The 11380-nt window shown below is 69.5% G+C and carries 10 protein-coding genes and 1 pseudogene; 5 read left to right on the top strand and 6 right to left on the bottom strand.

Features of this window, described 5'->3' with window-relative positions; genetic code table 11:
• Nucleotides 1–262: 262 nt before the first annotated feature.
• Entirely contained in the window at nt 263–1759 is a 1497-nt protein-coding gene (rpsA, locus tag ACFQGL_RS04970) for a 30S ribosomal protein S1 (RefSeq protein ID WP_377505959.1), read from the bottom strand.
• 391 nt (nt 1760–2150) lie between these two features.
• Here rpsA and ACFQGL_RS04965 point away from each other — a divergent pair, with 391 nt between their 5' ends.
• From ACFQGL_RS04965 to ACFQGL_RS04950, 4 genes and pseudogenes are all read left to right on the top strand, one after another.
• A complete protein-coding gene (locus tag ACFQGL_RS04965) occupies nt 2151–2957 on the top strand; it encodes a class I SAM-dependent methyltransferase (protein ID WP_377505956.1) in 807 nt (268 codons plus the stop codon).
• 107 nt (nt 2958–3064) lie between these two features.
• Nucleotides 3065–3616 (top strand): Uma2 family endonuclease, encoded by a 552-nt coding sequence (locus ACFQGL_RS04960; protein ID WP_377506044.1) that lies wholly within the window; start codon nt 3065–3067, stop codon nt 3614–3616.
• A 44-nt stretch (nt 3617–3660) separates the two neighbouring features.
• Complete coding sequence (locus tag ACFQGL_RS04955) at nt 3661–3879, top strand: hypervirulence associated TUDOR domain-containing protein (RefSeq protein WP_377505953.1); 219 nt, start codon at nt 3661–3663, stop codon at nt 3877–3879.
• Nucleotides 3866–4210 (top strand): annotated as a pseudogene (locus ACFQGL_RS04950) (DUF3140 domain-containing protein); the annotation flags it as partial. The gene ACFQGL_RS04955 and the pseudogene ACFQGL_RS04950, both read left to right, overlap by 14 nt.
• A gap of 171 nt (nt 4211–4381) precedes the next feature.
• On the opposite strand, the gene polA reads toward ACFQGL_RS04950, so the two are convergent.
• Entirely contained in the window at nt 4382–7081 is a 2700-nt protein-coding gene (gene polA / locus ACFQGL_RS04945; RefSeq protein WP_377505950.1) for a DNA polymerase I, read from the bottom strand.
• A gap of 118 nt (nt 7082–7199) precedes the next feature.
• On the opposite strand from polA, the gene ACFQGL_RS04940 reads away from it, so the two are divergent.
• Nucleotides 7200–7445: a hypothetical protein gene (locus ACFQGL_RS04940; RefSeq protein WP_377505947.1), complete on the top strand. Its 246-nt coding sequence runs from the start codon at nt 7200–7202 to the stop codon at nt 7443–7445.
• A gap of 109 nt (nt 7446–7554) precedes the next feature.
• On the opposite strand, the gene ACFQGL_RS04935 is transcribed toward ACFQGL_RS04940, so the two are convergent.
• From ACFQGL_RS04935 to ACFQGL_RS04920, 4 genes are read right to left on the bottom strand one after another with little or no spacing between them, the layout of a single operon-like run.
• Nucleotides 7555–8265: an ABC transporter ATP-binding protein gene (locus ACFQGL_RS04935; protein ID WP_377505943.1), complete on the bottom strand. Its 711-nt coding sequence runs from the start codon at nt 8263–8265 to the stop codon at nt 7555–7557.
• Complete coding sequence (locus tag ACFQGL_RS04930) at nt 8255–9193, bottom strand: ABC transporter ATP-binding protein (protein WP_377505940.1); 939 nt, start codon at nt 9191–9193, stop codon at nt 8255–8257. The genes ACFQGL_RS04935 and ACFQGL_RS04930 overlap by 11 nt, the downstream gene beginning before the upstream one ends.
• Entirely contained in the window at nt 9186–10343 is a 1158-nt protein-coding gene (locus ACFQGL_RS04925; protein ID WP_377505937.1) for a branched-chain amino acid ABC transporter permease, read from the bottom strand. The genes ACFQGL_RS04930 and ACFQGL_RS04925 overlap by 8 nt, the downstream gene beginning before the upstream one ends.
• Nucleotides 10340–11323 carry a branched-chain amino acid ABC transporter permease gene (locus ACFQGL_RS04920; RefSeq protein ID WP_377505934.1) on the bottom strand — a complete coding sequence of 328 codons (984 nt, stop codon included), beginning with the start codon at nt 11321–11323 and terminating at the stop codon, nt 10340–10342. The genes ACFQGL_RS04925 and ACFQGL_RS04920 overlap by 4 nt, the downstream gene beginning before the upstream one ends.
• Between the last annotated feature and the right edge of the window lie 57 nt (nt 11324–11380).

Genomic DNA, 11380 nt, shown 5'->3' with positions numbered 1-11380 from the left:
TCCGCCCCCGCCCCGCTGCCCCCGCGCCCCGCCCCGCCGCGCCCCGCGCCCAACCCGGACCCGACCGCGCACGATCCTGGTTTTAGTGGCCTCGCGGCGGCGTCGACCCCACTACATCCTGGATCGTGCGCGATCTTGCGCGCGATCTTGCGGGCGGCGGCGGCTGTGCGCGGCGCGGCGGCGGCCTGCTCGGGGCACGGCGAAGGCCCCGCCCCCGACGATCCGAAGATCGCGGAGACGGGGCCCGTCGTCGTTCAGCGGGTCACTTACCGCCGGCGAGCTTCTCCCGCAGTGCGGCGAGCGCCTCGTCGGTGGCCAGGGTGCCGGCCGGCTCCTCGGCCTGCCGGCTCGGGGCCGGGCTGGACGAGGAGGTGGTGCCGCCAGCAGCGGCGACCGGCGGAGCCGGGTTGGCAGCGGCCTCGGCGTCGGCGGCGCGAGAGGTCTGCACCTGCTTGGTGTGGGCCTCCCAGCGCTGACGAGCCTCGGCGTACTGGTTCTCCCAGGTCTCGCGCTGCTTGTCGTACCCCTCGAGCCACTCGCCCGTCTCCGGGTCGAAGCCCTCCGGGTAGATGTAGTTGCCCTCGGTGTCGTACGTCGCGGCCATGCCGTAGAGGGTCGGGTCGAAGTGCTCCTCGCCCTCGACGAAGCCCTCGTTGGCCTGCTTGAGCGACAGCGAGATCCGGCGACGCTCGAGGTCGATGTCGATGACCTTGACCATGACCTCGGAGCCGACCTGGACGACCTGCTCCGGGATCTCCACGTGGCGCTCGGCCAGCTCGGAGATGTGGACCAGGCCCTCGATGCCGTCGTCCACCCGGACGAACGCACCGAACGGCACCAGCTTGGTGACCTTACCCGGCACGATCTGCTGGATCGCGTGGGTGCGGGCGAACTGCCGCCACGGGTCCTCCTGGGTCGCCTTCAGCGACAGCGAGACACGCTCGCGGTCCAGGTCGACGTCCAGGACCTCGACCTCGACCTCCTGGCCGACCTCGACGACCTCGGACGGGTGGTCGATGTGCTTCCAGGACAGCTCGGAGACGTGCACCAGACCGTCGACGCCGCCGAGGTCCACGAAGGCGCCGAAGTTGACGATCGAGGACACGACGCCCTTGCGGACCTGGCCCTTCTGCAGCTTGTTGAGGAACTCGGTGCGCACCTCGGACTGCGTCTGCTCCAGCCAGGCCCGGCGGGACAGGACCACGTTGTTGCGGTTCTTGTCCAGCTCGATGATCTTGGCTTCGAGCTCCCGCCCGACGTACGGCTGCAGGTCGCGCACCCGCCGCATCTCGACCAGGGACGCGGGCAGGAAGCCGCGCAGCCCGATGTCGAGGATGAGGCCGCCCTTGACCACCTCGATGACCGAGCCGCGGACGACCCCGTCCTCATCCTTGATCTTCTCGATCGTGCCCCAGGCCCGCTCGTACTGCGCCCGCTTCTTGGAGAGGATCAGACGACCCTCCTTGTCCTCCTTCTGGAGGACCAGGGCCTCGATGTGGTCACCAACCGTCACAACCTCGGCGGGGTCCACGTCGTGCTTGATCGACAACTCCCGAGAGGGGATGACACCCTCGGTCTTGTAGCCGATGTCGAGCAGGACCTCGTCCCGATCGACCTTGACGACGGTGCCTTCGACAATGTCGCCGTCGTTGAAGTACTTGATGGTCTCGTCGATCGCGGCGAGGAAAGCCTCCTCGGAACCGAGATCGTCGTGGGTGACCCGGGTGGCGCTCGAGGGGGCCTCGATGCTGCTCGTCATGTGGGCGGTTGCTCCGGTCGGATGGGTTGTCACAGCAGGCTGGTGTCGCAGTGACCTGTTCGCGCCAGCGGATCCGTCGCCGGGCACACCGAACGATCGCCTAGTGGGATCATGATGTGCTCCGTCGACCGCGCACCTGCTCCCTGCCGAGACACACGATCCGCGAGCGCATCGTCTAGCCTACCGTGCGCATTACCACAGCGTGCAAGCCCTCCCGTCTCCTCGCCGCGCGATGACCTGCGAAAGCCGAACAATCGCCCGGAAACCACCCCCGTTGTCTCGTGCGTCACAGCGGCACCAGCGGCACCACCGAACGAGGGACACGGCCGGGCCCGGCGGGTCGCTGTGGCCCACTGCCCGCGAGGGCCACGGCGGGGCCTAGCGTGAGCGGGTGGATGACGACAGCCGGGTGACCCGGCGCCGGGTCGGTGACGCCGAGGCCCGGCGGGCCAACCGGGGCTGGTGGGACGGCGACGCCGACGACTACCAGGCCGAGCACGGCGCGTTCCTCGGCGACGTGGACTTCGTCTGGTGCCCGGAGGGGCTGCGCGAGGCCGATGCCCGACTGCTCGGCGACCTGGCCGGGCGACGGGTGCTGGAGGTGGGCTGCGGCGCCGCGTCCGCCGCCCGCTGGCTGGCCACCCAGGGTGCCCGGCCGGTCGCCTTCGACCTGTCCGCCGGCATGTTGCGGCACGCCGTGGACGCCGCCGACCGCACCGGGGTACGCGTACCGCTGGTGCAGGCCGACGCGCTCGCCCTGCCGTTCGCCGACCGCTCGTTCGACCTCGCCTGCACGGCGTTCGGCGCGATCCCGTTCGTGGACGACTCGGCGGCCCTGCTCGCCGAGGTGCACCGGGTGCTGCGTCCGGGCGGCCGGTGGGTGTTCTCGGTGACCCACCCGATGCGCTGGATCTTCCTCGACGATCCGGGCGAGGGCGGGCTGACCGCCGTGCACTCGTACTTCGACCGCTCCCCCTACGTGGAGCAGGACGAATCCGGCGTGGCCACGTACGTCGAGCAGCACCGCACCCTCGGCGACCGGATCCGCGAGCTGGTCGGGGCCGGTTTCCGGTTGCTGGACCTGGTGGAGCCGGAGTGGCCGGCGGGGCACGAGGGAATCTGGGGGCAGTGGAGCCCGCTGCGCGGGCGGCTCTTCCCCGGCACCGCCATCTTCGTCACCGAGAGGCCCGCCGCCTGAGCGCGTCGCACGCGCGGTCCGACCCGCATCCCATCGATCGCCGGTAGGCTCGCCCCATGAGCGCCGAGCCCATCCCGACATCACCTGGCCCCTGGTGTCCGGACCCGATGCGGCAGCAGCGTGCCGACTACACGCTGGCGGACCTGCTCGCCCTGCCGGACGACGCCCCCCGCGTCGAACTCGTCGACGGAGTTCTCCAGGTGACACCCTCCCCCACCCTGGGCCACCAAGACATCTCGTTACTACTCGCGCACTGGCTGCTGCAGCATGTGCCGGTCGACCTCCGGGTCGTCCAGGCAGTCGGAGTCGGACTGAGTTCCAACACCAGCCGACAGCCGGACGTCCTGCTGCGGCGGGCCGGCATGAATCCCACCCGATCCATGCTGCGGCCTGCAGACGTCGTCCTCGCCGTGGAGATCGTCTCGCCGGGTACGCGGCGGATCGACCGGTTCGCCAAGCCCGGCGAGTACGCCGCCGCCGGCATCCCGTTCTACTGGCGGATCGAGCAGGATCCGGTGCACGTCTACGCGTACCGGATCGGCGACCGGGTGGGTCCCGGCGGGGAGCGGCAGTACGAGCTGATCACCGACGGCGAGGACGTGATCGAACTGACCGAGCCGTTCGAGATCAAGCTGCCGATCTCCGAGATCACGCCGTAGCCCGCCGGTCGTTTCGCCCCGGCGGTGCCGGGTAGACGAGGAACATGGCCGAGCAGAGGTTCCACAAGGGCGACCACGTCTCCTGGTCGAGCCACGGCAGCCGGGCGTACGGCGTGGTCGCGCAGGAGATCACCGAGCGGACGCGGATCAGCGGGCGAGCCGTCAACGCGGCCCCGGACGACCCGCAGTACCTGGTCCACAGCGACGGAACGGGCCACGACGTGGCCCACCGCCCGGAGGCGTTGCGTCATGAGCAGAGGTGACGACGGGCGGGACACCTACCGGGAGTTCACCGAAGCGGTGAACATGAAGCCCGGTGAGCTGTCCAGCTGGCTGGAGAGCGACGAGTCGAAGCAGGTGGGCTGGCACAAGGGCGGTCGTTCCGGCGGCGGCGAGTCGGTCGGGCACGAGTCCGGCCGGAAGATCATCAACCTGCTGCGTCGCAAGCGGGCCGATCTGACCGAGGGCGACTACAAGCACATGCGCAAGGTCGTCGGCTACGTCCGCCGGCACATGGCCCAACGTCCCTCCGGCAACGTGCGCGACACCAGGTGGCGCTGGTCCCTCATGAACTGGGGCCACGACCCCCTCAAGTAACCAACCCCGACCGGGGCGACCCGCAGGACCAGCCCCACCCTGAGATCACAACACCGAACGGCGGTGATCAGGGTGACCACGTCAGGGGTGCCGGGGCAGCCCGACCCGCGCAGGGATCAAGCCTGACCGCCCGGAGCGGGTCGGGCTGCCCCGGCACCCCACCGCAAATCAGTGATCGGCGCTGTTCCAGTCCCGACCCTCGCCCACCGACACCTCGAGTGGCACCGACAACGGGTACGCCGCGCCCATCTCCCGCCGGACCAGCGCCTCCAGCGCCTCCCGTTCGCCCGGGGCGACCTCGAAGACCAGCTCGTCGTGCACCTGCAGCAGCATCCGGGAGCGCAGCCCGGCCTCGCCCAGCGCGGTGTCGACGTGCAGCATGGCCACCTTGATGATGTCGGCCGCCGAGCCCTGGATCGGGGCGTTGAGCGCCATCCGCTCGGCGATGTCCCGGCGCTGCCGGTTGTCGCTGACCAGATCCGGGAGGTAGCGGCGGCGACCCAGGATGGTCGAGGTGTAGCCGTCCTGGCGGGCCCGCGCGACCACCTGGTGCAGATAGTCCCGCACCCCGCCGAAGCCGGCGAAGTAGTTCTCCATCAGCCCGCGCGCCTCCTCGGCGCCGATGGAGAGCTGCTGGGACAGGCCGAAGGCGCTCAGCCCGTACGCCAGGCCGTAGTTCATCGCCTTGATCTTGCGGCGCTGGTCCGGGGTTACCTCGTCGACCGGCACCCCGAAGACCGACGAGGCGGTCACGGCGTGGAAGTCGGCGCCGGAGTTGAACGCCTCGATCAGCGCGTCGTCCGACGACAGGTGCGCCATGATGCGCATCTCGATCTGGCTGTAGTCGGCGGTGAGCAGGCACTCGTAGCCCTCGCTCACCACGAACGCCCGGCGGATCCGCCGACCCTCTTCGGTGCGGATGGGGATGTTCTGCAGATTGGGCTCGGTGGAGGAGAGCCGCCCGGTCGCCGCCACCGTCTGGTTGAAGGTGGTGTGGATCCGGCCGTCGTCGGAGACCGACTTGAGCAGCCCGTCGACGGTCGACTTGAGCTTGGCCACGTCCCGGTGGCGCAGCAGGTGGGCGAGCACCGGATGCGGGTTCTGCGCGTAGAGCCACTGCAGGGCGTCGGCGTCAGTGGTGTAACCCGTCTTGATCTTCTTGGTCTTCGGCAGGCTCAGCTCGGTGAAGAGGATCTCCTGCAACTGCTTGGGCGAGCCGAGGTTGAACTCCCGCCCCACCGCCTCGTACGCGCCCTGCGCGGCGGCCTTCACCTCGGCGGCGAAGTGGGCCTCCAGCTCGGACAGATAGTGCGTGTCGGCGGCGATGCCGGTGCTCTCCATGCCGGCCAGCACCCGCATCAGCGGCAGCTCCACCCCGGCCATCAACCGGGCGGACTGCTCGCCGTCGCGGGACAGCTCGGCGTCGATCGCGTCGGCCAGGTCGAGGGTGGCCCGGGCCTGGAGCATGAGGTTCTGCTCGGCCACGCCCTCGTCGCCCAGCCCGTCGAGGGTGAGCTGGCCGGTCTCCGGCGCGTCCACCCGAAGCTCCCGGTGCAGATAGCGCAGCGCCAGGTCGGTCAGGTCGTAGGACCGCTGGTCGGGGCGGGCCAGGTAGGCGGCGATCTGGGTGTCGCGGATGATGCCCGCCAACTCCCAGCCGTGCGCGGCGCAGGCCAGCACGGCCGGCTTGCTGTCGTGCAGCACCTTGGGCCGCTGCGCGTCGGCCAGCCAACCGGCCAGCGCGCTCTCGTCGGCCGGGTCGAGTCGGGCCGGGTCGACCCAGGCCGCCGCGCCACCGGCGCTGGCCAGCGCCAGACCGGTGACCGACGCGGTGTGGCGACGGTTGGGGCCGGTGTCGAGCTTGACGGCCAACCCGACCGAGGTGCCGGTCGGGGCGTGTGCGGCCAGCCAGCCGGTCAACGCGCCCGGCTCGGTGAGCACCTCGCCGGTGAGGTCGAAGCCGGACTCGGCCTCCGGCTCGACCGCCTCCAGATATTGGTAGAGCCGGTCGCGCAGGATGCGGAACTCCAGCGTGTCGAAGACCTGGTGCACGGCCTCCCGGTCCCAACCGGTCCACCGGGTGTCCTCCGGGCGCAGCGGGAGCTCCAGATCGGACACCAGACGGTTGATCTCGTAGTTGCGGATCACGTCGGCGAGCCGCTCGCGCAGGCTGTCGCCGGCCTTGCCCTTGATCTCGTCGGCGCGGGCGATCACTCCCTCCACCCCGCCGTATGTGGTGATCCACTTGGCCGCGGTCTTGGGACCGACGCCGGGGATCCCGGGCAGGTTGTCGCTGGTCTCACCGACCAACGCGGCCAGGTCGCGGTACTGCTGCGGCCCGACGCCGTACTTCGCCTCGATCGCCGCCGGGTCCATCCGGGCCAGGTCGGAGACGCCCTTGCGCGGATAGAGGACGGTGATCTGGTCGTCAACCAACTGGAACGCGTCCCGGTCACCGCTGCTGATCAGCACCGACATGCCCTGGTCGCGGGCCTGGCAGGCGAGCGTCGCGATGACGTCGTCGGCCTCGAAGCCCTCCTTTTCGACCACCGGGATCTGCAGCGCGGCCAGGACCTCCTTGACCAGGCTCACCTGGCCCTTGAAGTCGGTCGGGGTCTCGCTGCGGCCGGCCTTGTACTCCGCGTACTTGTCGGTGCGGAAGGAACGACGCGAGACGTCGAAGGCCACCACGATGTGGGTGGGCTGCTCGTCGCGCAGCACGTTGATCAGCATCGAGGTGAAGCCGTACACCGCGTTGGTGGGCTGGCCCGTCGTGGTGGAGAAGTTTTCCACCGGCAGGGCGAAGAACGCCCGGTATGCCAGGGAGTGTCCGTCGACGAGGAGCAGGCGCGGTGTCGTAGCTGTCACGGCAGCGACTCTAGTCCGTACGACCGACAGATCCGCCCGCCGCCTCGCGGAGGGGCAGCGGCGGGGCGGCGCTGCCGCTATGGTTTCGACAATCTTCACTCGACACGGGGGTTTCAAAATGAAGAAGTCGATGGGTCGCGCCCTGGCGCTGATGTTCCTCGGGCTGACCGGCGTGGTCGCCGTGGCCACCCCGGCGCACGCCGGCGTGTGGCGGACCGACGAAAACACGGCATACACCACGGAGGCCAAGTGCCACGCGGCGGGCGCGGTGTGGCAGTCGCACTACTGCACCCTCACCACCTACCCGAAGGGCGCCGGACGCGGCGGCACGCGGGGTTGGTACCTCAGCTACTTCGTCAACTGAGTTGGCGGCTGCGGCCGGCTAAGATCACCGCCGGCCGCGGCCCCACCCGCACGTAACGGCGCCGGCCGGCGAGGGAAAACCTCGCCGGCCGGCTTCGTGATCGGATGGCTCAGGCCACGCCGAGGTACGCCTCCTTGACCGACGGGTCGTGCAGCAGGTCCTGACCGGACCCCTCCTTCACGATCCGACCGGTCTCCAGCACGTAGCCGCGGTGCGCCCGGGAGAGCGCCTGCTGGGCGTTCTGCTCCACCAGCAGGATGGTGGTGCCCTGCTCGTTGATCTCGGTGATGATGTCGAAGATCTGCCGGATCACCATCGGCGCCAGACCCATCGACGGCTCGTCGAGCAGCAGCAGCTTCGGCCGGCTCATCAGCGCCCGCCCGACGGCGAGCATCTGCTGCTCGCCACCGGAGAGCGTGCCGCCGGCCTGCTTGCGCCGCTCGGCCAACCGCGGGAAGAGGGTCAGCACCCGGTCCAGGTCGGCGGCGATGCCGGCGGAGTCCCGCCGGGTGTACGCCCCCATGTCCAGGTTCTCCATCACCGTCATGCCGGGGAAGATCTGCCGGCCCTCGGGCGACTGGCACAGCCCGCGGACGACCCGCAGGTCGGCGCGGAGCTTGCTGATGTCCTCACCGTTGAAGGTGATCTTGCCGGTGGCCAGCGCCCGGGTGCCGGAGATGGCCCGCATGGTGGTGGTCTTGCCGGCGCCGTTCGCACCGATCAGGGCCACCACCTCACCCTCGTTGACGCTCAGGCTGATGCCGTGCAGCGCCTCGATCCGACCGTAGGCAACGCTGACGTTCTCAAGCTCAAGCAGCATCGGGAGACTCCCCCAGGTACGCGGCGATGACCCGCGGGTCACGACTGACATCCGCAGGCGCACCCTCGGCGATCTTCCGACCGAACTCGAGCACCACGATCCGGTCGGTGACTCCCATGACCAGCCGCATGTCGTGCTCGATGAGCAGCACGGTCAGGCCCATGTCACGGATGTTCCGGATGAGGGTGAGCAGCTCTTCCTTCTCCGCCGGGTTGAAGCCGGCGGCCGGCTCGTCCAGGCAGATCAGCTTCGGCTCGGTGGCCAGCGCGCGGGCGATCTCCAACCGGCGCTGGTAGCCGTACGGCAGGTTGCGGGCCTCGTCGTTGGCGCGGTCGGCGATACCGACGAACCGCAGCAACTCCAACGCCTTGGCCTCCGCGGCCCGCTCCTCCAGGATGTGCCGGGACAGCCCGAACGCCTTGGCGAACGACCGGCGCACCCCCTGCCAGGTACGGACCACACCGGACTCGGCGGTGACCTGCGGCAGCTCGTGCGGCTTCGGCCTGCGCCGAGGCAGCCGGAACAGCGCACCCGGAACGCTCGTCTTGTGCCGGGAGTCCGTCCCGACCATGACGTTCTCCAGCGCCGTCATCTCCGGGAACAACCGGATGTTCTGGAACGTCCGGGAGATGCCGAGCTTGCTGATCTGGTGCGGCTTGCGCCCCGTCACCCGCTGGCCACCGAACCGGACCGCCCCGGAGGTCGGCTTGTACACACCGGTCATCACGTTGAAGCTGGTGGTCTTGCCGGCGCCGTTCGGCCCGATCAGGCCGAGGATCTCGCCCTCGTAGATCTGGAAATCAATCTTGTCGAGAGCGACCACGCCGCCGAAGCGGAGCGTGACCTCGTCGACCTCGAGCAGCACCTTGCGCGGCCCCGACTGGGTCGGGATCTTCGGCGTCGCGGTGCTGGTGGTCTGGTCAGACATGAGCGGGCGCCTCCTCTGCCTCTGCCGCGCGGTCCTTCAGCTCGCGGGCCCGCCGCCGGCTCGGGATCAGGCCCTGCGGACGCAGGATCATCACCAGCACCATGGCCAGACCGAAGGCCAGCCACCGGTAGTCGGCAATCTCCCGGAACCGCTCCGGCAGGTACGCCAGCAGCACGGCGCCGAGCGACACACCGATCATGTTCCCCGAGCCACCGACCACGACCATCGCGACGAAGAGGATGGACAGGTTGGCGTTGAACTGGGTCGGGTCGATGAACGCGTTCCGGCTGGCGAACAGGAAGCCGGAGAGCCCGCCCAGCGCGGCGCCGATGGCGAACGCCCAGAGCTTGAACTTGAACGGGTAGACACCCATCACCGCGGCCGCGTCCTCGTCCTCGCGGACGGCGAGCCAGGCCCGACCGACCCGGCTGCGCTCCAGCCGACGAACCGCGAAGACCATCAGCAGCACGACCGTGATGGCCAGCCAGTACCACGGCTTGGCGTCGATCAGCCCGAAGATCTCGTTCTGCGCCGACGGCGGACCCTCCGGGCCGGGAATGGCCGAGATGCCCTGCGGACCGTTGGTCAGGCCGGTCGCGTTGCGCGCCACGATCCGGATGATCTCGCCGAAGCCGAGGGTGACGATGGCCAGGTAGTCACCGCGCAGCCGCAGCGTCGGCCAGCCCAGCAGCACGCCGAAGATCATCGTCAGCACGATCGCGAGGAGCAGGCAGATCGCCCAGGTCACCGCCCAGGTCTTCGGCAGGTCGAACTCCTGCTGGATCCACTTCACCACCGGCGAGTTGGTCGAGCCGAACAGCGCCACGCTGTACGCACCCACCGCGAAGAAGCCGATGTAGCCCAGGTCGAGCAGGCCGGCCAGGCCGACCACCACGTTCAACCCGATCGCCACCAGCACGTAGATGGCGCAGATGAACAGCACACCCGCCCAGTTGTTGCCACCGGCGATCGAGTCGGTGCGCAGCCAGGTCAGGCCGGGGATGCCAAGCAGCGGCAGGTAGTACAGGAAGGCGACGCACGCGGCGAGGCCGATGGCCTGCTGCCACTTGGGCAGCGCGCGCCAACGATCCCCCACCGAGGTCAGCACGCCGACCCGGCGACGGTCTGCGGTGCGGATCTTGTCGATCATGCGCGGGCCCTCCCGAGTGACTCACCCAACAGGCCGGTGGGGCGGAACATCAGCACCACGATCAGGACGACGAACGCGATCACGTCCTCCCAGCTCGACGTGAACAGGGTGGCGCCGTAGACCTCGACGATGCCCAGGAACAGACCGCCCACCAGTGCGCCACGCAGGTTGCCGATGCCACCGAGCACGGCCGCCGTGAAGGCCTTGAGGCCCAACACGAAGCCGATGCTGTTCTGGGTGAAACCGAACCGCATGCTCCACAGCAGCGCGGCCGCGCCGGCCATCATGCCGCCGAGCACGAAGATCAGCATGATCACGCGCTCCTGGTTGACGCCCATCAGCGCGGCCGTCTCCGGGTTCTGGGCCACCGCGCGCACGCCCCGGCCGTACCGGGTGCGGTTGATGAACCAGTCCAGCAGGGCCATCATCGCCACGGCCGCCACGAACACGATCACCTGGATGTTCGTGACCGAGGTGTTGCCGATGGTGAAGAGCGTGTCCTGCTGGATGATCGTCGGCATGCCGACGATCTGGCGCGGCCGGCCGAACAGGCTCGGCAGAGCGGTGCCGGCCACGTCCGGCAGCAGCAGGCCGAAGACCTCGACCAGCACCAGGGACAGGCCGATGGCGGTGATCAGGAAGATCAGCGGGGGGGCGTTCTTGCGTCGCAGCGGACGGTACGCGATCCGCTCGATCGCCAGCGCCGTGCCGCCCGAGGCGACCGCCGCCGCGATCAGACCGAGGACCAGGAACAGGATGGCCTGGCCGATCGGCGGGTTGTTCTGCACCCCGAAGGCGCTCCACACGCCCAGCACCGCGAAGGTGCCGACCATGAAGACCTCGGAGTGGGCAAAGTTGATCAGACGCAGCACGCCGTACACGAGGGTGTAGCCGAGGGCGATCAGGGCGTAGATCGCGCCCTTGGACAACCCGTCGACGGTGTGCTGGCCGAGGTGGCCGATGAGTTCGTCGAAATTCACGGGGGGTCTCCTTGCATCGAGTACGGCCGGGGTTCAACACCCCGGCCGTACTCAAGT

It is taken from the genome of Micromonospora vulcania, assembly GCF_042658605.1.
Lineage (GTDB): Bacteria > Actinomycetota > Actinomycetes > Mycobacteriales > Micromonosporaceae > Micromonospora > Micromonospora vulcania.
This window is presented reverse-complemented; position numbering and strand designations above follow the sequence as displayed.